Consider the following 22,055-nt stretch of genomic DNA (forward strand, 5'->3'; position numbering starts at 1 on the left):
AGAAAAAATCATCAGGTAATTGAACTTTCTTTATCATTGTTTTATTTTCCTTTCAAAGCATCTATAATTCCACCAAGATACATAGCCCCTAAGGCACGATCATAAAGACCATATCCTGGTTTTCCTTGTTCTCCCCAAATCATACGTCCATGATCAGGTCGAATATAACCTTCAAAACCTGTTTCAACATAAGCACGCATAATATCTACCATATCTAATGAACCACATTTTGCATAATGTGCACTTTCTTCAAAAGAACCATCTTCTAAGATTTTAACATTTCTAACATGTGCAAAGTGAATTCTTTTTTGTGCTCCATATTTTCTAATCAATGCTGGAATATCATTATGAACAGTGCAACCAAGTGAACCACTACATAATGTTAAACCATGATGTGGATCATCATATAATGATATAAAACGATCTAAATTCTCTTCACATGTAATAATACGAGGAATCCCAAAAATAGACCATGGTGGATCATCAGGATGAATCGCCATATTGACATCGCATTCAATAGCCACTGGCATGATTTCTTGTATGAAGTAAGCCAGATTTTCCCATAAGCCTTCTTCTCCAATCTGCTGATAAGCTACGATTAGTTCACCAACTTCTTGAGGTGTATAAGAAGCATCCCATCCTGGTAATGTTAATTTTGTTGGATCAAGCTGACTGACTTCATCTTGATAATAGACAAGAGCCTGAGAACCATCTTCTAATACATGATCAATCGAAGAACGTGTCCAATCAAAAACTGGCATAAAATTATAACAGATGCATTTGATTCCACATTGTGCTAAATTTCTAATTGTTTGTTTATAATTATCTATATATTGTTGATAGTGTCCTCTTTTTAATTTGATGTCTTCATGGACTGGAACACTTTCAATGACTTCTAACTCTAAATGATGTTGATGGACCTCATCAACTAAAGCTTGAATCCTTTCTATGGGCCATACCTGTCCTACAGGTATATCATAAATGGCACTGACTACACCTGTCATATTTGGTATTTGTCTAATGTTATCTAATGTCACAGGATCATCTTGACCATACCAGCGAAATGTCATTTTCATGCGTTACTCCTCCTTATATCCTAAGCTTTTTGAAATCGTAAGTGCTGTTTCTTTCACAATATTTCCTAAATCACTTAAATCTATAAATTTTTCATATAATCCTACACAACTAATCGCTGCAATCACATCGCCATTATGATTTCTAATCGGTGCCGCTGCACAATATTGATAAAGTGAATTTTCTCGATCATCAATCGCATATCCATTTTGTCTAACTTTTTTAATTCATCAAAATATTTTTCAGGAGATGTAATGGTGTATGGTGTAATCGGTTCATATGTCATTGTTTTTAAAGCATCTTTTAAAACATCTTCACTAGAAAAAGCTAAAAGTACTTTTCCAAGCCCTGTACTATGTAATGGATTACGTGTGCCAATATTGGCAGTCGTAATAATACTATGTACAGATTCATATTTATAAATATAAGTCACTTTAAAATCATCTAAAACAGCCATAAATGTTGTAGCGTGCATTTTATTTGCAAGTTCAATTAAATTATTTTTGGCGACATTCACAATATCCATATCATTTAAAAAACTACTACCGATTAAAAAAGATTGTAAACCAATTTTATATTTGGTAATGCCTGTTTGTGTATCTTCAAGAATCATATTTTTATATAAGAGTGTTTTTAAAATATCAAAAATACTTGATTTTGGTGAATCCAAAATTGTAGCTATTTGAGCTAAAGTATATCCTTCTTTATTTTTTGATAACAACTCTAAAATATCAATAGCTCTTAATAATGTTCGATTTAATTTCATATGAACACCCCTTTATAATCATATCATAATTTTAGGCTTATATGGAATACAAACCACCCCTAAGGGTGGTTGTATTTTTATTCAGAAGCAGCTTGTTGTTTGTTTGCTGCAATAACGAAAGGAATATAAATTAAAATTGACACAGCAATACAAATCAATTGTGTAATGATACAAGTAATACTTCCACCAGATGCTAACCATGCACTTAAAATCGGAGGTGTCGTCCATGGAATTGCATAAACAAGAATATCAGCGAAACCAATTACTGTTAAAAAGTAAGCAATTGATCCAGTTACTAATGGTGTAATTACAAAAGGAATTGCTAAGATTGGGTTTAACATAATTGGTAAACCAAATGTCATTGTTTCATTGATATTGAAGATACCAGGTGCTAATGATAATTTAGCAACCCCTTTATAATCTTCACGTTTACAGAAAAGGAAAATCGCTACAATTAAACCAATAGTTACACCTGATCCACCCATTGACATGTAAACATCCCAATAAGACATATTAATAATATTTAATTGACTAGGATCTTTAACTCCAGAGTTTACAAGATCAGTATTTGCAATAATAGCAGCATTTAACAATGGTTCACGAACTGGTTTAATGATTTGGTTACCATGAATACCGATAACCCAGAATAATTGAGCCACTAACATAAGAACTAACAATCCTGGTAGACCTTGCATAACAGCTTCCAATGGTTTTTGTAACATTGTATAAATAATGTCATATAATGTCATGCCAGTTAATTGATTAATACCAAAATTTACTGTTGAACAAGCAATGATTGTTAACATAACTGGGAATAATACATTAAATGATGTAGAAACATTTGGTGGAACTGTATCTGGCATATTAATTTTTAATTTACCAGATTTAACAATCCAAGAAAATAATTCTACAGAAAGCATTGCAATAACCATTCCTAAGAACAATCCTTTTGCAGCAGTATAATCTTTACCAAGTACATCAGCAACTTGTACCACACTACCATCATCTAAAGAGAAATTAATAAATGTTGGACAGCAAGCCACAAATGAACATAATGCGACAACAGCAGGTGCGTAAGTATTAATACCATTTTTCTTACCTAATTCAAGACCAATAAGAATAACAGCCCCTACTGTAAAGAAATTCAATGTTGCATAGTTTGCAGCACTGAAAATAGGTGATAATATTTCAAGCCAAGCCATACCAGGAAGTTTAGCCAATGAAATACCATCTGTTGTTGTAGAACAAACAACATTAGTCACAAGAGTACAGAATGCCCCAGTAATGATAACTGGCATTAATGTTGTAAAGGCATTTTTGATTGAACTCATGTGCTTTTGATTACTGATTTTATCAGCAATCACTAACAACTTTTCAGTTGCAGATTCGGATAACCCCATATTTCTCTCTCCTCTCTTATCCGTATTTGCGAATTATATTCGCTATTTTGTACATTTTAATTATAACCCCCCCCGAACTTTGTCAACATCTTTTTAGGAAAAAATAAAATAATATTTCTATTATTCATAATTGCGAACGTATCTTTTCATATATACGAACAAAGTCAGTTTATGAAAAAAAACAGATATCTATCAAAACAAAAAAGAAATCTTGATAACTTCAAAGACTTCTTTTCATTCCAATTTATTCACTTTTATGATTCATAGAATATATTTTTCTTTCCAATGAAACAAAGAAATGTGGTTTTTGACTTTGATCAAAACGCATGAGATACATAGATAAAACCATTCCTCCAATCACCGCAACTAACATATCTGTGATACTATCATGAACACCCGTTGAAAAATGTTTAATAGCGTCATATTGGAAGAAAACAAGTAAGGCATATTCATAGAATTCCCAAAGTAAAGCTATACTGGCATTGACACCATTCAAAAAGATAAACATAGGCAAACGACGTTTATCATCTCGCCAATAATTTTTATAAAGCAGATAAATCATTTCACAAATAACAACACCACTGGCACAATGAACCCATTTATCAAAATAAGGTAATTGATAGCCACCTAAACAACTTCCCCACAAACTTGCAAAATAAACAAAAACAATATTCACAATATGAAATTCCAAAGGAACTTTGACACGAATGATTTTCATAAAAGCAGGAACAATAAAAGGCGTTAAACAAGCCACAAACGTCATACCAAAATATTTTCCTTGCCAATTGGTATAAAAAGCATAAATCAATGTCATGATATAAATCATTATACAAACTATCCATAAAGCTTTTAATTTTTTCATATGTTGCACCTTCTTTTATTTTATTGTATCACTATTTTTCATAACATGAAATATTTTGATTATAGAATTGATGCATCAATTTGATTATAACATAACGATTTTGTTTATGGACATATCTTATGACTTGATATAATACAATGCCTCCTCCTACAAAAGCACAAAGCATATCCGTTATAGAGTCATGAACACCTGTTGTATAATGATGAATACAATCATTTTGAAAGAAAATCAACATGGCATACTCATAAAATTCCCATAAAACAGCTATGGATAAATTCACTGCCATGATAAAAATATAATAAATATAACAATCCGCCTGATGATGAATATATTTTTCTTTCTTAATAAAATGAAAGAACATAGCTGCTACAACACTGATGATTATACCACTTATAAAATGAATCATCTTATCAAAACAAGGCCATCCATATCCACCTAGACAACTACCAATAAGTGAAGAAAAATAAATAAAAACAATATTTATCATTTTCATTTCAATTGTCATTTTCAAATGACATAAATGCATAAACAATGGAAAAAGAAAAGGTGTAAGACAAGCCGATAAACACATCATTATGCCTTGTAAATTAATCGTTTTTATATGAATAAAAAAAGCACTTATCAGTGTTACTATATAAATACCATATAAACAATATAATCCTTTTGATAACTTGGTTAGCATAAAATCTCCTTCATTAGATAAAAAATAAACCCTCTTATAATATATACACAAATAGAGGGTTTATATTCATATAACTATTGAATAAGATGTAATGCTTTGACAATTTCTAAAATCAAAACAGGTACAAATGCTAAAAGCAATGCAATTATATATAAATATACAGGTAATATTTCAAATCCAAAAATATGATTAATGGCTGGAACAAATAAAACAATAAATATCATCATAACAGAAATGAAAGTTGCTTGATTTAAATGCTTGTTTTTAAAGATACCAATCTTAAATAATGATTTTGATGAACGCATATTATAAGCATGAATAATTTGAGATAATGATAAAACCACAAAACTCATTGTTCGTCCTGATTCAATATTTCCTGTTTCAAGCCAACCTAAACGAAATGCAATCAAGGCTAAACAACCAAACATTAATCCTTGTAAAATAATTTGTACACCTAAACCATGAGCAAATAAACTTTCATTTTTATCTCGTGGTTTTTCTTCCATGACATCATCTTCGATTGGTTCTCTTCCTAAAGCAATCGCTGGTAAACTATCTGTAACTAAATTTATCCATAATAATTGCATAGATAATAGAGGTGCTTGCTTCCAAAACAACATAGCACAAAAGACAAGAACGACTTCACCAATATTTGTTCCCAGCAAAAAACCAACAGTCTTACGGATATTATTATAAATACCTCGTCCTTCTTTAACAGCCGCCACAATTGTTGAAAAATTATCATCCATCAATGTCAAATCTGCTGCTCCTTTAGCAACGTCCGTTCCAGTAATACCCATCGCACATCCAATATCAGAGGCTTTTAATGCCGGAGCATCATTGACGCCATCTCCTGTCATAGAAACAATATAACCTTTTTTCTGCCAAGTTTTCACAACACGAATCTTATTTTCTGGAGAAACTCTAGCATAAACGGAAATATGTTCAACTTTGCTTTCAAATTCTGCATCAGACATATTATCCAATTCCACACCTGTAATAGCCTTATCACCATCATCAAGAATACCTAATTCTCTAGCAATAGCCCTAGCTGTAACGACATGATCACCAGTAATCATAATAGGTTTAATACCTGCTTTTTGACATTCCACAACAGCTTTTTTAGCCTCAGGTCGTGGTGGATCAATCATGCCTAATAAACCAGCAAAATGCAAATCATTTTCTAGATATTCAAAATCATAGGCATCGTCTTGATCACTGACTTCTTTATATCCTACCGCAATGACACGCAAAGCCTGTTGGCTCATTTTCAACATGGCTTCATTGACAACTTCCATATTTCCATCTAAGCAACGTGTTACCAAAACATCATATGCGCCTTTGACAATCGCATATCTTTTTTTACCAACTTGATTAACCGTTGTCATTAACTTACGATTAGAATCAAATGGCAGTTCAAACACACGGGGATATTGATCATTCACTTGTTGTTTCGTAATACCTTTATGCATCAAAGCTGATACCAGACATGTTTCAGTAGGATCACCCAAAGGTTTTTCTTGTCCATCCTTCACTTCAATATCACCATTACAACATAAAACAGCTGCCTTCAATAATTTTAAATCTAATTCACTTTGTGCTTTATCAATATCTTTTAATTGTTTTTCTTCACTTGTATATAGTTTGACAAGTGTCATCTTATTTTGTGTTAATGTTCCTGTTTTATCACTACATATAATCGATGTACTTCCTAAAGTTTCAACGGCTGGTAATCTTTTGACAATAGCTTTATGTTCAGCCATACGACTCACACCAATGGATAAAACAATCGTTACAATCACTGGCAATCCTTCAGGAATGGCTGAAACAGCTAAAGAAACAGATGTCATAAAGATTTCCATCAAATCCATACCATCAATAATACCCATGACAAAAATAATCAAACAAATGACTAATGATAACACACCCAAATATTTTCCTAATTGTGCTAATTTATTTTGTAAAGGTGTTTTTGTATCCACTTCATCATCAATCAGTTTCGCAATTTTCCCCATTTCTGTATTCATACCCGTTTGTGTAACAATCGCTTTGGCACTGCCATAAAGAATACTACATCCTGAATAAACCATATTCAAACGTTCAGCTAATGGTGCTTCTAATGCCACTGGTTCAATCGCATCTTTTTCAACTGGTACACTTTCTCCTGTCAAAGCTGATTCCTCAACTTTTAGACTTGATTCTTCCAATAACCTTGCATCTGCTGGAACATAGTCACCATCTTGTAAAATGAGGATGTCACCAACAACCAAATCTTTCGCATCAATCATTTGTTGTTTTCCATCACGAATAACTCTGGCATGGGGTGAAGATAATTGCATCAATGCTTCCATTGCTTTTTCGGCTTTATTTTCTTGAATCACACCCATCAAAGCATTCACCACAACAATCGCTACAATTAATAATGGTTCAAAGAAAGCTATCATATCATCTTCTGAAAAAGCAATCACAAAACTAATCAATGCAGCAAACAATAAAATCACAATCATAACATCTTTAAACTGTTCAAGAAATTTTTGAAAGAATGTTTTCTTCTTTTTTGCTTTTAAAGTATTACGCCCATATTTTTCTCTATTTTTTTCAACTTGTGATAAAGTCAATCCATTATTTTCATCACTATCTAACTGTTGAATCAAAACCTCTTTTTCTTCATAATGCGAAACAATCATATTCATTCCTCCGTTTCTCCATATCTAAAAAGAGCAGAAATTATTCTTCTACTCTTAGTATACAACGTATTCACTTCAATTTATATAGACAATTTATAATAAATGTTTATTTTTCTTCTAAAAGTATTTCACTTGAAGAAATTAACCACCTATAAAGTTCAATTAAATACAAAGGATCAAATTCTTTATCATTCAAAACATATTCTTTAATTCCTTCAGCAATCATAATTGTATGAAACTTCAGCAAAGTACCTTTATAAAATTTATCATAACTTATAAGATTTGTATCTATATGCTTTGAAAAATCACTCACAATCTTGCCAACAGCTTTATATACAGCATCTTCAAAACTATTTTGTCCAATAATCTGATAACCAGCCCTATAAAAATCAATATTTTCCTGAATTGTATAAATCATGACCTTAAATGCATCTTCTCTTTTTTACACTTGATATAAGGTAATACAGTTTCATAAAGATCACGATCAACAATATATTCTAAAGCATCATATTTATCAGAAAAATAATTATAAAAAACAATACGAATAACTCCCGTTGCATCACAAATCTGTTTAATCGTTATTTTTTCAAATGACTTTTTTACCATCAGTTCTTTTAAACTATCTGCCAATAAATCTTTAGTATTATTTTTAGAATTCATGTTTTTCACCAATTTCTTATTATTTTAAAATATTAACGCAAAAGAACTGATATACAATAATGTTCCTGCAATGCAGTAAACGATTTTTTGATATTGAGCACCAAAGAGTTGCCCTATCTTTAATCCAATCAAAACACAAAGAAAAGTATATAAAGTTGTCAAGATAGCCATTTTCACAATACCCAATCCCACAATACGTAAACTTGCTCCTAGAATAAACCAATCAACAGATGTTGAAAAAGCCAAATGACACATACGTTTCAAATCAATATTTTTATCCAATCTTTCAATAAATTCATTTCTTGAAAAAGCTTTAAATAAAAAACGACTACCTATAAAAGCAAACAATAAAGCTAATACCATACCATTGACTTGTTGGAAATAATCAAAAGTCAAAAATTCGCCACCCATATACCCCAATACAATCATCACTAAAGATACAACTGCAAATAAACCACTATATTTCATAATTTTCTTCCATGATAAATAGGGCATCACAGCTCCTTTTTCCAATACGACCACAAAACAATCTATCGAAAGAAGAAATAAAATAATCAACACATTTGCTTGCTTCATGGTTTTACCTATGTATATCTTTCATATACAATTCCTTTCTGATTTCAGTTTTACTCAAATCAATTTCATTTATATATAACGAAGTATAGCATAAAAAATAGTTTCAAAAAGAGAACATATATAATAAAGAGATCATCAAATAACAGATGATCTAGCTTTATTATGAATTTTTATGATATTCCTGCCATAATTCATCAGCGATAGGTTGCCAATTTTTGGCATAGGACTGACATTTATCACACAAATGATCAACACTTTCACTAGACTGTAAATCAGTTGACTTAGCATGGGTACGATGAACCATTTCTTTTAATTTTTCAGGATTTTCTAACATTGGACATGGTCGAAGATGATTTTCATTAAATGGTTGTCCATCTTTATAAGCCATAAACAAAGGTGAACATAAAGCTTCTAATAAACTTTTTCTCTAATATTGGAATCAGAATAATGAATAAAGACACAAGGTTCAATATCACCATGAGGATTGATATGGAAATAATTTCTACCTCCTGCAATACATCCACCGACATATTCTCCATCATTTTGAAAATCAATTGTGAAAATTGGTTTTTCATTTCTCATTTTTCTAATTTGATGATACATTTTGACACGTTGTTCAGGCGTACATAATAAATCTGTAACAGCATCGTTACCAACTGGCATATAATGGAAGAACCAGGCAAACTTCGCACCAAAATCAATGAGTGAATCCATAAATTCTTCACTGCTTAAGACTTCCACATTTTGACTCGTATAACAACAAGAAACACCAAAAGGCAAATGATTATCTTTTAATAATTTCATAGCTTTAATAACTTTTTGATATGTTCCCTGTCCACGTCGTAAATCTGTTGTATATTCATTGCCTTCAATACTAATAGAAGGTACAAAGTTTTTGACTCTTAACATATCTTTAATAAATGCTTCATCAATTAAAGTCGCATTGGTAAATGTTAAAAAGACACAATCATTATGTTTTTCACAAAGCTTTATTAAATCTTTTTTACGCATCATTGGTTCTCCACCTGTATAAATATACATATAGACACCAAGCTTCTTTCCTTGTTCAATAATATCATCAATTTCATCATAAGTTAAATGAAGCTGATGTCCATATTCACTTGCCCAGCATCCCACACATTTTAAATTACAGGCACTCGTTGGATCTAACAAGATAGCCCAAGGAACATTGCATTGATATTTATTCATGACTTCTTCTCTTTGTTTCAATCCTAAAACAACAGCGTTAATAATGAAGTTTTCAAAAAGTTTTGCTCTCACATCTTTATCAATATCCGTATATAAACTATAAACCAGCTGTGTCCAGTTATTATCTTGATCATTTAACACATCCCTAACAACTGATAATTGTGATGAAATCATCCCTGATGTATCAAATTTATCTAACCAATCTAAAATCTTTGGAATGTTTTGTTCTGGATTCTTTTCAATATATTGATTGACTTTCTTTAATGCGACTGACATTGTTTTTTCTTTAATTGTTCCCATAATTATTTAGCCTTCTTTCTTCATAAGATGATCGGGTATGTTTAATTTTTTGACTTTTTCCCAAGTTAATATTTCTTTTCCAAAATGCCCATAACAACTTGTTAAATGATAAATAGGTTGATATAAATCTAATTCATCAATCATATGTTGAACACAAAAATCAAAATTATTTTCTACGATTTCTTCAATCTGTTGATCAGAAAACAAACCAGTTCCAAATGTATCAATCATTAACGAAATAGGCTTTGCTTGACCAATGGCATACGACACTTGAATTTCACAACGATCAGCTAATCCATTAGCCACAATGTTTTTCGCAACATAGCGAGCATAGTATGCACCTGTACGATCGACTTTACTAGGATCCTTAGATGACAGACAACCACCACCAATTCTACCCATTCCACCATAAGTATCACAAATAATCTTTCTACCAGTTGTACCAGAATCACCAAAGCTTCCTCCAACAATAAAACTTCCACTTGGATTAATATAGTATTTCGTGTCTTCATCTAACAAACCATCAGGAATTGTCGATTGAATTACCTCTTGCATCACAACTTCTTTGATTTGATCTAGTGAAGCCATGGCAGTATGTTGCGTTGATACAACAATCGTATCAATACGTGCAACTTGTCCATTTTTATATTCCACTGATACTTGTGTTTTGCCATCCGGTCCTAAAAAGTCATGACGCTTTTGTGCTAGACTTAATGCAAAAGCAAGCTGATGGGCATAATAAATTGGAGCTGGCATATAACTTTCTGTTTCCCTGCAAGCATAGCCAAACATAATGCCTTGATCTCCTGCACATACTTCTTGTTTATCCACAGCCTGATGAATTTCTTTTGATTGCTTTGATATTTTTAATATCACATGATAATCTTCATGATAACCAATTTCTCTTAAACATTGTTTGGCTATCTGTTCATAGTCAATTTTGGCATTTGTAGAAGCTTCTCCATAAATAAATACAATTTCATCTTTAATGGTCACTTCCACTGCCATTTTAGAATATTTGTCCTGTTTCAGTGCTTCATCTAAAATACAATCAGCAATAAAATCACAAATCTTATCTGGATGTCCTAAAGTCACACTTTCAGATGTAAAAATATAATCTTTCACAATCCATCACCTCATATTTCTTTCTATATTTTTCATTATAAAAAAGTTATTTTCAAAAAGTAATAGACAATAAAAGCGTTCTGTATATAATTTTCAACAAAAAAAAGATATGACTTAAACATGAAAATCATATCTTTGATATTTATTATTTTTGAAAATATAAGGCAATATCTTTCATTCTTTGCATTTGATTGACATGGAATGGGCAACGCTGTTTGCAATGTCCACATTGCACACAATCACTGGCTTTTTCTCTAAATGTAAATAATGGTCTTTAGCCAATTCATCACCTAACAAAGCTAAATCATAATATTTATTAATTAAAGCAATATCCAATCCTTTTGGACAAGGATGACAATGTTTACAGTAAACACATTTTCCTTGATGTTCAACAGCTTCAAAAGTAGAAATAATCGTATAATCTTTTTCCTGATTAGTGGCTTTTGTATAATCCAGAATTTCTTTTAAATCCTGACGATTTCTCACTCCTGGCAAGACTGTCACAACAGCTGGTTTATCTAATGCATACTGTAGACATTGTATACGTGTTAATGCCTGTGGAAATGGTGATTTTTCTTGATCTAAAAGCTGTCCAGCACTAAAGGCTTTCATCACCGAAATCCCAACTTCCTCTTTTTCACATCGTTGATACAATGCCATGCGTTCATCACTCTTACCAAAGGCATATTCCCCATGATGATAATCATAAGCAGGATTAATGCTAAACATGACCATATCAATTATTTGCATATCAAGAAACTTATGGACAATTTCTGGTGTATGCGAAGATAAGCCAATGTGTTTGACAATCCCTTGTTGTTTTAAACCTAGGATATAATCAATCACACCTGATTGTTGAATCATTTCTAAATCTCTCATTTCATCAATACAATGAATAAAACCAAAATCAATATAATCCGTCTGTAACATTTTTAATTGCCATTGAATAGATTCCTGAATTGTTTTTAAATCTGTTGTCCATCCATATTCTCCTGTGACATAGTTGGCACCAAAATGAATTTGTAAATAAACTTTTTCCCTTTGTCCTTGAATAGCTTTTCCAATAGCTGCAAATGTTTTGGCATGTCCGGATGCTAAATCTAGATAATTTACACCTGCCTGCATAGCTTCTTGAATAGTCGCAATGATCTCTTTTTCATTTGATTCACCCATTGAACTTGTTCCCAGTCCAATCACACTGATTTGTTCATCCCCATGTGGTAATTTCCTATATTCCATAAATAAACTCCTTTCCATATAAATACATTGTAAAATTTTGATCTCTTTGATAAGAGGCTAACTGTTTCATTTGGTGATGATCATAAAATGCATATGAACAACTTGTATCAGTAAAAAGAATATAATGATGACAGTGATGGTTTTGAAATACCATTTGGCCAAATTCATATAACTTTGTGCCAATACCCTGATGTTGGTAACGGGGATCAACCATAAATAAAATCATTTCTCCCTCATAAGCATATCTTACCTGTTTCAACACATCATAAAGATATTCCTGTGAAAAATTATACCATTTTTAAAATGACCAAACATTTTATCTAACTGCCATACTTCACATATCATTTCAACAATCTGAGATGTATCATTCCATTGAAACTGTTCTATTTGCATCGTATCACCCTTTCTTATTTATTGTATAATAAAAAATTTCTTAACTCCAATACTTATCTTTCATATTCTCTCATGCTTTATAAGCATAAGAAAAATCACTTTTAAAAAGTGATTTTTATTGATTCATTTCTTTCATTTTATTTTTCGTTTCAAAATAGAACATTGTCGAAGTTGTAAGAACTGCAATCGTATCGGCAATGGGTTCTGCTAAGAAAACTGCAAAGACTTGATCATTGATAAACATTGGTAAGATATAAATCAATGGAATTAAAACCAAAATCTTTCTAAAGATTGCTAAAAAGGCACTTTTCTTTGAATTTCCAAAAGCAATAAATGTCTGTTGACAAGAGATTTGAATCCCCATTAAAACAACACAAGCCATGTATATTCTTAAAGCCCAAACAGTGATTGTTGTTAATTGTGGATCACTGGTAAAAATAGCTACAGATAGGCGTGGGAAAAACATAACTAATAACCATATTGTTGATGAATAAATCACACAACAGATGGTTTGAAGTTTAAAGGCTTTTTGAACACGTGATGCCTGATTGGCACCATAGTTATAACTAATAATCGGTTGTCCTCCCTGTGTTAAACCTTGTAGAGGCAACATGGCAAATTGCATGACACTTGAAAGAATAGTCATGGCACCAACAGCTAAATCGCCACCATATTTCAACAAAGAAGAATTAAAACATAAAACAAGAATACTTTCTGTGGACTGCATCGCAAAAGGTGCAACACCTAAGGCGATACATGGTAAAAGAATATGTCGATTGATTTTTAAATTTTCTTTTTTATCTTTAAAATTGTATTTGGACCTGATAAGAAACGAAATGCCCAAATAGCACTGATTGTCTGTGAAAGAACAGTCGCTATGGCAGCTCCTTGAACACCCATATTAAAACCAAAAATAAAGATAGGATCTAATACAATATTCGTAACTGCACCAATGACTACTGTCAACATACTGATTTTAGAAAAACCTTGTGCTGAAATAAAAGCATTCAATCCTAGTGTCAATTGAACAAAAAGTGTTCCAATTGCATAGATAGTCATATAATTCATAGCATAAGTGATTGTGTTATCACTTGCCCCAAAAAGATATAATAATGGTTCTTGGAAAGCCAGTACAACCGCTGTTAAGATTAATGCAACGATTATCAACGAAGATGTACAGTTTCCTAAAATCCTTTCAGCAGTCGCATTATCTTGTTTACCCATAAAGATACTGGCACGTGGGGCACCACCCATACCAAATAAACAGGCAAAAGCTGAAATAATCATAATAATGGGAAAACAGACACCAACACCTGTTAAAGCAGCTGAACCCACTTCAGGAATATGTCCTATATACATACGATCAACCATGTTATATAAAGCATTAACAACTTGAGATGTAATGGCTGGGACAGCTAAAATCAATAATAAATGTCCAACTGACTCTTTTCCTAAATCCACTTCCTGTGACATTTTTAATTTCATAGTGAAACCTCCTCTATTTTCTTTTGGAAATGATTTCTTATTTTCATCATTGTTTCTTCCATTTTTTGAATATCTTTGATAGGAATATCTATGAGTACATCTTCATTTATTTTTTGAATTTCCTGTTTAAGAAGATGAATTGTATCTTTGGAATAAGCAGTTAAATAAATATGTTGAATCCGACGATCTGATATATCATTTTCTAAACGAATGAATTTCTTTTTGACTAGATCATCAATACTTCGACTAATTAATCCTTTTGATACCCCTAAAAACATATTGAGTTCTGTACTTGTTGTAAGACTTGGATTATTAGACAATAAGATTAAAATATTAATCTCATTAGGTGATAGTTTCATATCTTTCAATTTCTCATTTAAAACTTGAGCATAATACTTTCTAATTTGAATAGAATAACTGATCATTGTTTCAATATTTGTTTTCATTTTTCACCTCATTAGTTTACTTGTATACTTTTTACGTATAAACTATATTATACCTATTATGTCAAAAATGCAATAAAAAGGTGCAACACAATGTTACACCATTCGTTTTAACAATTTTTCAAATAAATCAATATCTTCTTTAATCATATCAATTGAATTTTGCCAGAAGTTCATATCCTGTAAATCAATACCAACACTTTGACATACATCTTCTAAATCCATCTTTCCTGTAAGTGATAAGAATTGTTCATATGTTCTGGCAAACTCTGGACCTTGTTTTTGATATAAACCATATAATCCTTTTGCTAATAAAAGACCAAAAGCATATGGGAAATTATAAAAAGCATAATCAGCCTCATAATAATGAGGTTTCCATGTCCACATATAAGGATGAAGATAACGTTGATCCAATCCTTTGCCATAACTTTCTTTTTGAGCTTCTACCATTAAATCTTTGATTTCTTCCACACTTAAAGGACCATTTTGACGTTTTTCAATCAAACGACTTTCAAATAAGAAACGTGAATAAATATCAACAATAACTTGTGCACAATCACAAAGCTCATTCTCTAAAATCAATAGTTTTTGTTTATCCGGTGCTGAATGAAGAGCAGCTTTTTTAATAATTGTTTCACAAAATGTTGAAGCTGTTTCAGCGATAGGCATTGGATAATCAGCATTTAAAGCTGTTTGAGTATTTAAACATTCTCCATGAAAGCCATGGCCAAGTTCGTGACCCATCGTAATAGTATCACCAAATTCATTGCCATAATTCAATAAGAAACGACTTTCCCCAATACAATGTAAATTAGAACAGAATGCTCCACCCACTTTACCTACTCTTGGATAAACATCTATCCAATCTTGTTCAATGGCCTTTTTAGCATAATCTCCTAAATGCTTTGAAAAAGTATAAAATTGTTCCACAACAAACTGACTTCCTTTTTCAAATGGATATGAAAATTCTATATCAACAATAGGAGCATACAATTCGTACCAAGGTAATCCATCATTATATCCTAAAGCTTTCGCTTTTAATTGAAAATATCTTTCAAAAACTGGTAAAGCTTTTTTCATTACCGCAAGCAAAGCATCCAATGTTTTAGGCGACATTCTTGAATCCATTAAAGTACGCTGTAAAACAGAATCATAGCCTCTTAGCTTAGTGACTGTAATAGCTTCACCTTTAATCGCATTTAAAGCACTGGCTACACCCTGTTCCACTGACTGATATGCTTTCAACTCTGCTTCGTATGCTTTCTTTCTAACATCTTTATCTTTAGAATATGCCATATTCAACACTTCTGTTAAAGGATATTCTTGATTATCCATAGTCACTTTCATTGATGAAATCAACTGATCTTTGTATTTTAACCATGCACTTGAACCCGTTGTTTTCATCTGTGCTAAGATTTTTTCTCCTTCATCACTTAATAAATAACGATTATGTTGTTGCACTTCTTTTAAAATATATAGATGTTCTTGAATATAATCATCTTGTATATTATTTAAATCAAATTCTCCAATCCAACGATCAATCTTTGCCTGTGTATCAGCAAATCCAGCTAAAATATTTTCAATCACTGATGAATATTTTAAAGCCTCCTGATTTGTCGTATCACTACTCATTGTCAGTGATGTATAAGCATATAGTTTTTCTACTAAATCTTGAAATTGATTCGCTGACTCTAAATAATCTTTTAAATTCATTTCTGTTATATCCATTTCAGGATATTTTTGCATATTCTCTAATTTTTGTTTTAATCTTTCAATATCATTTAAAAATGCCTGATCTTGAAAAGATAAATATAATTGATCTAAATTCCAACGTTTTTCCATAATAACCTCCTTTTTCCATTATATACTTTTTTCTTCACTTTTACACGCCTTAAAAACATCAACTTGTAAAATCAGATATGTCAACTTCAAACAAATAATAAACATTTGACATGATATATATATAATTGTATAATCTAAGTGTCAAAGATGACAACAGTTAGTTTTCAACATCAATTTCTATATTATCAATAATATAGAAGGAAAAAAGGAAAGAGTTTGCGCCTCTTTCCTTTTTCTTTTGGAGAATAACAACAATTAGTTATCAACATCAACAGAGTTAATGTATCATAAAAAGACTAATCTGCAACTCTATCAATAAATACAAGAATAACAACGAGAATAACTAAGTATTCCATGAAGTGTATTCCCCTTTCCTAACTGTTGGCATCCTCCACTTTATCAGTTTTGTTTGCCAAATAAAGCATATTGTTATCCCCCTATAAAATTTTTGTGAAATTTCACTGTGCACGTTAGCACATAGTGACTCGTCAGCCACTATTGGATTTAAATCCATATATTATTATAACATAGATATATTTCTTATCATAGAAAACTTGTTGAATTATGAAAAAAATGACCGAAAACACTCGGTCATTTTTTCCATAAAGAGTATATGCCATTTCCATTATTTTAGTTTATGATAATAACCAATAAACTGCATCAATTGAATCAATCCTCATAAACCATATAATAATGGTGGAACATACATATAAATTTCTTTTTTATTCAACATAATAACAATTGATGTCAATACGAGAATCATGCCCTTTGTTGTATGAAGGACTGAAGAGTCAATCAATTTATCATGTCATTTCTTATTCCTACTTCTATTGTATCAATGATTTTTATCTCAATCAAAGATATTCATAGTTATGTCAATTATTTACGATGAATGAAATAATCTATGCCTGATGATATAAAAACTGTCACTGGAAAGATAATCCAACCTGGATGCCACCAGTTTTGTGTAAAGCCCATAATCAAATAAATCATTGCTGCCATAGGCATTGTAAAAGCATAAATATTTTCTATTTGTTGTTCATGTTTCTTTTCTTGAATATAAGTTTTATTATTAAGTAAGAATTGGTAAGAATCTTTTAAAATACCAAAATAAATAAACACATAGACAGACATACCAATACAAAAAATAAATTGAGCGACTAATAAATTTTCATAATGTGGAGAGCTTTCATTTAATAAGACAATACACGCTAAAGATAAGATAATTAATAAAACTCCTCCAGCAATTCCTAATGTAAAATGTGAATGAAAATGTTGGTATTGTTCCTGTAAATTTTGTAAATCGCCCAAACCTATTTTAATTTCCATTTTTTCTATCTTTATTTTTGTTTCTTTAGAAAGAACAGTCATAATAATAAGAAAAACACCAATACCAATTGTCATTAAAAAGCCAAATCCTCCTATTGACTGATATGGAGTCTCACTACATAAAGCAGCTATAACCAATCCCATAATCATTAAAGTCACAGCACCACCGATACGTAAGGCAAAACTTTTTTCATATGCAAATAGTCTTCTATTTTTTGTTGGGTCATTAAATAAAAGGAAGTCGTTGGTTCAGTTTCCTGTTTTTCATAATCTTCTTTCATTAAATAATCTAAACTGACTTGAAATAATTCACTAATGATAATAATCTTTTCCATTTCTGGATATCCATTTTGTGATTCCCATTTACTGACAGCTTGTCTTGATACATTTAGCTGATGGGCTAAATCTTCTTGCGATAATCCTTTCTCTTTTCTTAATTGTTGTAATTTTTCTCCAAAACTCATACCTATCACCTCATCCCTATCATAGCGAAAAGAAACCTTATAAACCACCAACATACAGTTGTTTTTTGTCAACGAGAGGTTGCATTTGATATTTGCTACTCTATTTTAACATATTTTTACTTACAAAAGCCAAAGATTGTGTTAAAGTATTAGTTGGGTGATTAAAAATGATTAAAGAATTTCAAAAACTATTAAAAGAAAAAATATTCAATTCTATATTGTACCGACTGATGATGATCATCAATCTGAAACGGTAGGAGATTATTATCAAGCACGTGCTTATTTAAGTGGTTTTACAGGTAGTGCTGGAACATTATTAGTGATGCAAGACGAGGCATATCTTTGGACGGATGGACGTTATTTTATTCAAGCTGCCAAAGAATTATATGATGGCATTACATTAATGAAAATGGGGCAAAAAGGCGTACCAACTTTATTAGAGTTTTTAACACAACATGTTCAAGAACAAGATGTTATTGCTTTTGATGGTGAAACAATGACTTGTCAATTTGTTTTAGATTTAGAAAAAATATTCAAGTTGATTATCAAATTGAATGTATGGATTTGATGAAAGAATACTGGACAAATCGTCCTGCTAGATCATGTGAAAAAGCCTTTCTTTATGATGTACAATATCATGGTTTAGAAACACACAAAAAAATTGAAAAGATTTTAAAACATATGAAAGACAATAACTGTCAAGCACATATTATGACAACTCTTGATGATATCGCATGGACATTTAATATTCGTGGAAATGATATTCCTTGTTCACCAACAGTTTTAGCTTTCGCATTGATTACTTTTGATAAATCTTATTTATATCTTCAAAAAGGAAGTTATGATTTAGATATGGTGAAAACATTACAAAAAGAAAATGTGATAGTTAAAGATTATCAAGATATTTACCAAGATGCAAAAGAACTTACAGGACATGTGCTTTTAAGTAAAGGTCATATCAATTATGCTTTATATCAATGCTTACAATGTGAAATTGTTGATCAGATGAATCCATCACAGCTAATGAAAGCTATTAAAAATGATGTGGAAATTAAAAATTCTAAGCATGCTCATATCAAAGATGGTGTTGCGATGACAAAATTCATGTATTGGTTAAAAAAGAACTATGGAAAAATACCAATGGATGAAATGAGTGTTTCTAATCAAGTCTTACAATTCAGACAACAACAAAATTTATTCATTGAACCAAGTTTTACAACTATCTGTGCATGGAAAGATAATGCTGCTTTAATGCACTATCATCCAACAACACAACAATTTTCTTCCATTGATCAAGATGGAATGTTGTTGATTGATAGTGGTGGTCAATACATGGATGGAACAACTGATATTACGAGAACATTTGTTTTAGGACACATCACTGATATCCAAAAGAAACATTTCACAATGGTTTTACAAGGTATGTTAGCTTTACAAAATGCTCATTTCTTATATGGATGTACAGGACAAAGTCTTGATATTCTTGCCCGTCGTCCAATGTGGGATGAGGACCTTGACTATCAATGCGGAACAGGGCATGGTGTTGGACATTTATTAAATGTTCATGAAGGACCCCAAGATTTCCGTTATAAACTACGTAACCTATCACAAAACGTCACTTTAGAACCAGGTATGAATATCACTGATGAACCAGGTATTTATTTAGAAGGACAATATGGTATTCGTATTGAAAACGAACTCCTTTGTGTGAAAGGTACTGAAAATGAATATGGGCAGTTCTTGCATTTTGAACCATTGACTTTTGTCCCTATTGATTTAGATGCAATCAATGTGGATATGTTAAATCAAAAGAAAAGAATTGGTTGAACCAATATCATCAAGAGGTTTATGATAAAATCTCTCCATATTTAAATGAAGAAGAAAAAGATTGGCTTAAAGATTATACAAGAGCAATCTAAAAACAAAGTTCATGATTGTGAGTCAACTCTCATGAACTTTTTTATTATCCTTATTTTAACTATTCAACAGTATAACTCTTTCTTTAGATAAGCAAAAGTGTTGCAGCGCAACACTTTTATAATTCTTCTCCATTTGTTTCAATGACTTTTTTATACCAATAGAATGATTTCTTCTTTGATCTTGCAAAATCTCCTTCATGCGCATTATTATAGTTGACATAGATAAAACCATAACGTTTATCATATTCTCCTGTTGATGCTGATACAATGTCAAATGGTGACCACATTGTATATCCTAATAGATTCACTCCATCATAATCCACAGCATCTCTCATGGCTTCAATATGTGCTTTGAAGTAGTCAATGCGATACTGATCATCAATCGTTCCATCTTCTTCTACTTTATCATAAGCACCAAAGCCATTTTCAACAATCATCATTGGAAGTTCAAAGCGATCATTGAACCAGTTCAAGCACCAGCGAAGTCCTAATGGATCAATCTGCCATCCCCAATCACTAGCTTTAAGATATGTATTTCTGACAAAGTCTTCTCCTGAATAGTCAAATGTCTTGGCATTACGTCCTTGATATTTTGTCGCAAAGCTCATGTAATAAGAGAATCCAATATAATCCACTTTTCCTTCAGCCAAGATTTTCTTATCTTCTTCAGTGATAAAGTCATAACCTTTTCTTTCAAACTTCTTCAACATATGACTTGGATAATGTCCTCTGGCATGAACTTCTACATACCAGTATTTTTGATGCATAGCTCCTAAAGCATTCATCATATCTTCAGGATTAGGTGATGCTGGATAGACACCATTCATTCCAATCATGCAGCCTACCTGTAAATCAGGATTAATTTCATGAGCAGCCTTAACAGCTAAAGCACTGGCAACCAATTCATGATGTGCTGATAAATACATTAAGTATTCTGCATCATCGCCTTCTTTTAATAAGATAGCTCCTTCTTGAATCAAGTTATGTTGTGAAATATCTGCCTGATTATTGATTTCATTGAAAGTCATCCAATATTTGACTTTATGCTGATATCTTTCAAAGCAAACTTTTGCAAACTTCACAAACATATCAATAGCTGCGCGATTTCTAAATCCTCCATATTCCTTAGCTAAAGCCCAAGGCATTTCAAAATGTGATAATGTGATAACTGGTTCAATACCATATTTATGACATTCATCAAACAAATCATCATAGAACTTCAATCCTTCTTCATTAGGTGTATCTTCATCACCACGAGGGAAGATTCTTGTCCATGCGATAGACGTTCTAAATGCCTTGAATCCCATTTCTGCCATCAAAGCAATATCTTCTTTATAGCGATGATAGAAATCCACACCGACATGATTTGGATAATCTTCTCCTTCAATGACACCATCCGTTAAACGACGAGGTGCTCCTGTTACATTATCTCCAGCTGTTTCCACATCACTACAGCTGATACCTTTGCCACCTTCTTGCCAGGCACCTTCACATTGGTGAGCTGCAACAGCTCCACCCCATAAAAAGTCTTCTCTAAATCCCATTATTTTATTACCTCCATTTCTACTATTTCTATTATACTATAAATAAAAAGAGAAAA

The 22,055-nt window shown here is 31.6% G+C and carries 21 protein-coding genes and 3 pseudogenes; 3 read left to right on the forward strand and 21 right to left on the reverse strand.

Annotation, left to right across the window (positions count from 1 at the left end; translation table 11 throughout):
* Positions 1-41: 41 nt before the first annotated feature.
* From NMU03_RS04485 to NMU03_RS04585, 20 genes and pseudogenes are all read right to left on the reverse strand, one after another.
* Positions 42-1,076, reverse strand: a complete 1,035-nt coding sequence (locus NMU03_RS04485) for a mannonate dehydratase (protein ID WP_290141486.1) — start codon at positions 1,074-1,076, stop codon at positions 42-44.
* A 3-nt stretch (positions 1,077-1,079) separates the two neighbouring features.
* Positions 1,080-1,840 (reverse strand): annotated as a pseudogene (locus tag NMU03_RS04495) (IclR family transcriptional regulator).
* Positions 1,841-1,917: 77 nt separating this feature from the next.
* Positions 1,918-3,240, reverse strand: a complete 1,323-nt coding sequence (locus NMU03_RS04500) for a PTS sugar transporter subunit IIC (RefSeq protein ID WP_290141488.1) — start codon at positions 3,238-3,240, stop codon at positions 1,918-1,920.
* Positions 3,241-3,484: 244 nt separating this feature from the next.
* Positions 3,485-4,102, reverse strand: a complete 618-nt coding sequence (locus NMU03_RS04505) for a DUF2238 domain-containing protein (protein WP_290141489.1) — start codon at positions 4,100-4,102, stop codon at positions 3,485-3,487.
* A gap of 31 nt (positions 4,103-4,133) precedes the next feature.
* Entirely contained in the window at positions 4,134-4,784 is a 651-nt protein-coding gene (locus NMU03_RS04510; protein ID WP_290141490.1) for a DUF2238 domain-containing protein, read from the reverse strand.
* A 74-nt stretch (positions 4,785-4,858) separates the two neighbouring features.
* The gene (locus NMU03_RS04515) at positions 4,859-7,477 is read right to left on the reverse strand and encodes a calcium-translocating P-type ATPase, PMCA-type (protein ID WP_290141491.1); all 2,619 of its coding nucleotides are present in this window, start codon (positions 7,475-7,477) and stop codon (positions 4,859-4,861) included.
* A gap of 100 nt (positions 7,478-7,577) precedes the next feature.
* A complete protein-coding gene (locus tag NMU03_RS04520) occupies positions 7,578-7,889 on the reverse strand; it encodes a TetR/AcrR family transcriptional regulator C-terminal domain-containing protein (protein ID WP_290141492.1) in 312 nt (103 codons plus the stop codon).
* Complete coding sequence (locus NMU03_RS04525; protein ID WP_290141493.1) at positions 7,886-8,131, reverse strand: TetR family transcriptional regulator; 246 nt, start codon at positions 8,129-8,131, stop codon at positions 7,886-7,888. Before NMU03_RS04525 ends, NMU03_RS04520 begins: the two co-directional genes overlap by 4 nt.
* A gap of 24 nt (positions 8,132-8,155) precedes the next feature.
* On the reverse strand, positions 8,156-8,707 hold the full coding sequence (locus NMU03_RS04530) for a manganese efflux pump MntP (protein WP_290141494.1): 552 nt from the start codon (positions 8,705-8,707) through the stop codon (positions 8,156-8,158).
* Between the two features lie 160 nt (positions 8,708-8,867).
* Positions 8,868-9,095 carry a hypothetical protein gene (locus NMU03_RS04535; RefSeq protein WP_290141495.1) on the reverse strand — a complete coding sequence of 76 codons (228 nt, stop codon included), beginning with the start codon at positions 9,093-9,095 and terminating at the stop codon, positions 8,868-8,870.
* Positions 9,096-9,118: 23 nt separating this feature from the next.
* Positions 9,119-10,216 (reverse strand): radical SAM/SPASM domain-containing protein, encoded by a 1,098-nt coding sequence (locus NMU03_RS04540; RefSeq protein ID WP_290141496.1) that lies wholly within the window; start codon positions 10,214-10,216, stop codon positions 9,119-9,121.
* A 6-nt stretch (positions 10,217-10,222) separates the two neighbouring features.
* Entirely contained in the window at positions 10,223-11,341 is a 1,119-nt protein-coding gene (metK, locus tag NMU03_RS04545) for a methionine adenosyltransferase (RefSeq protein WP_290141497.1), read from the reverse strand.
* A gap of 145 nt (positions 11,342-11,486) precedes the next feature.
* Positions 11,487-11,576, reverse strand: coding sequence for a hypothetical protein (locus NMU03_RS18205; protein WP_290141498.1), 90 nt, complete (start codon positions 11,574-11,576; stop codon positions 11,487-11,489).
* A 344-nt stretch (positions 11,577-11,920) separates the two neighbouring features.
* A pseudogene (locus NMU03_RS18210) lies at positions 11,921-12,598 on the reverse strand (aldo/keto reductase); the annotation flags it as partial.
* On the reverse strand, positions 12,570-12,806 hold the full coding sequence (locus NMU03_RS04560) for a GNAT family N-acetyltransferase (protein ID WP_290141499.1): 237 nt from the start codon (positions 12,804-12,806) through the stop codon (positions 12,570-12,572). The gene NMU03_RS04560 and the pseudogene NMU03_RS18210, both read right to left, overlap by 29 nt.
* A gap of 282 nt (positions 12,807-13,088) precedes the next feature.
* Positions 13,089-14,458: pseudogene (locus NMU03_RS04565) on the reverse strand (MATE family efflux transporter).
* Positions 14,455-14,904 carry a MarR family winged helix-turn-helix transcriptional regulator gene (locus NMU03_RS04570; protein WP_290141500.1) on the reverse strand — a complete coding sequence of 150 codons (450 nt, stop codon included), beginning with the start codon at positions 14,902-14,904 and terminating at the stop codon, positions 14,455-14,457. Before NMU03_RS04570 ends, NMU03_RS04565 begins: the two are co-directional and overlap by 4 nt.
* Positions 14,905-14,997: 93 nt before the next feature.
* Positions 14,998-16,743: a M3 family oligoendopeptidase gene (locus NMU03_RS04575; RefSeq protein ID WP_290141501.1), complete on the reverse strand. Its 1,746-nt coding sequence runs from the start codon at positions 16,741-16,743 to the stop codon at positions 14,998-15,000.
* Positions 16,744-17,622: 879 nt separating this feature from the next.
* Positions 17,623-18,231, reverse strand: a complete 609-nt coding sequence (locus NMU03_RS04580; RefSeq protein WP_290141502.1) for a hypothetical protein — start codon at positions 18,229-18,231, stop codon at positions 17,623-17,625.
* Positions 18,228-18,536 (reverse strand): helix-turn-helix domain-containing protein, encoded by a 309-nt coding sequence (locus tag NMU03_RS04585; RefSeq protein ID WP_290141503.1) that lies wholly within the window; start codon positions 18,534-18,536, stop codon positions 18,228-18,230. Before NMU03_RS04585 ends, NMU03_RS04580 begins: the two co-directional genes overlap by 4 nt.
* Before the next feature lie 217 nt (positions 18,537-18,753).
* Here NMU03_RS04585 and NMU03_RS04590 point away from each other — a divergent pair, with 217 nt between their 5' ends.
* From NMU03_RS04590 to NMU03_RS04600, 3 genes are read left to right on the forward strand one after another with little or no spacing between them, the layout of a single operon-like run.
* A complete protein-coding gene (locus tag NMU03_RS04590; RefSeq protein ID WP_290142281.1) occupies positions 18,754-19,104 on the forward strand; it encodes an aminopeptidase P family N-terminal domain-containing protein in 351 nt (116 codons plus the stop codon).
* Positions 19,038-20,363, forward strand: coding sequence for an aminopeptidase P family protein (locus NMU03_RS04595; protein WP_290141504.1), 1,326 nt, complete (start codon positions 19,038-19,040; stop codon positions 20,361-20,363). Before NMU03_RS04590 ends, NMU03_RS04595 begins: the two co-directional genes overlap by 67 nt.
* A complete protein-coding gene (locus NMU03_RS04600) occupies positions 20,360-20,455 on the forward strand; it encodes a M24 family metallopeptidase C-terminal domain-containing protein (protein WP_290141505.1) in 96 nt (31 codons plus the stop codon). Before NMU03_RS04595 ends, NMU03_RS04600 begins: the two co-directional genes overlap by 4 nt.
* Before the next feature lie 116 nt (positions 20,456-20,571).
* Here NMU03_RS04600 and NMU03_RS04605 read toward each other — a convergent pair whose 3' ends face one another.
* Positions 20,572-21,999 (reverse strand): 6-phospho-beta-glucosidase, encoded by a 1,428-nt coding sequence (locus NMU03_RS04605; RefSeq protein ID WP_290141506.1) that lies wholly within the window; start codon positions 21,997-21,999, stop codon positions 20,572-20,574.
* Between the last annotated feature and the right edge of the window lie 56 nt (positions 22,000-22,055).

Source organism: Allocoprobacillus halotolerans, assembly GCF_024399475.1.
GTDB lineage: Bacteria > Bacillota_I > Bacilli_A > Erysipelotrichales > Coprobacillaceae > Allocoprobacillus > Allocoprobacillus halotolerans.

Excerpts from the sequence above, each read along its gene's own strand:
- NMU03_RS04485 (WP_290141486.1), bottom strand. The coding sequence starts at position 1,076 with ATGAAAATGACATTTCGCTGGTATGGTCAAGATGATCCTGTGACATTA.
- NMU03_RS04500 (WP_290141488.1), bottom strand. The coding sequence starts at position 3,240 with ATGGGGTTATCCGAATCTGCAACTGAAAAGTTGTTAGTGATTGCTGAT.
- NMU03_RS04505 (WP_290141489.1), bottom strand. The coding sequence starts at position 4,102 with ATGAAAAAATTAAAAGCTTTATGGATAGTTTGTATAATGATTTATATC.
- NMU03_RS04510 (WP_290141490.1), bottom strand. The coding sequence starts at position 4,784 with ATGCTAACCAAGTTATCAAAAGGATTATATTGTTTATATGGTATTTAT.
- NMU03_RS04515 (WP_290141491.1), bottom strand. The coding sequence starts at position 7,477 with ATGAATATGATTGTTTCGCATTATGAAGAAAAAGAGGTTTTGATTCAA.
- NMU03_RS04520 (WP_290141492.1), bottom strand. The coding sequence starts at position 7,889 with ATGATTTATACAATTCAGGAAAATATTGATTTTTATAGGGCTGGTTAT.
- NMU03_RS04525 (WP_290141493.1), bottom strand. The coding sequence starts at position 8,131 with ATGAATTCTAAAAATAATACTAAAGATTTATTGGCAGATAGTTTAAAA.
- NMU03_RS04530 (WP_290141494.1), bottom strand. The coding sequence starts at position 8,707 with ATGAAGCAAGCAAATGTGTTGATTATTTTATTTCTTCTTTCGATAGAT.
- NMU03_RS04535 (WP_290141495.1), bottom strand. The coding sequence starts at position 9,095 with ATGGCTTATAAAGATGGACAACCATTTAATGAAAATCATCTTCGACCA.
- NMU03_RS04540 (WP_290141496.1), bottom strand. The coding sequence starts at position 10,216 with ATGGGAACAATTAAAGAAAAAACAATGTCAGTCGCATTAAAGAAAGTC.
- NMU03_RS04560 (WP_290141499.1), bottom strand. The coding sequence starts at position 12,806 with ATGATTTTATTTATGGTTGATCCCCGTTACCAACATCAGGGTATTGGC.
- NMU03_RS04570 (WP_290141500.1), bottom strand. The coding sequence starts at position 14,904 with ATGAAAACAAATATTGAAACAATGATCAGTTATTCTATTCAAATTAGA.
- NMU03_RS04575 (WP_290141501.1), bottom strand. The coding sequence starts at position 16,743 with ATGGAAAAACGTTGGAATTTAGATCAATTATATTTATCTTTTCAAGAT.
- NMU03_RS04585 (WP_290141503.1), bottom strand. The coding sequence starts at position 18,536 with ATGAGTTTTGGAGAAAAATTACAACAATTAAGAAAAGAGAAAGGATTA.
- NMU03_RS04605 (WP_290141506.1), bottom strand. The coding sequence starts at position 21,999 with ATGGGATTTAGAGAAGACTTTTTATGGGGTGGAGCTGTTGCAGCTCAC.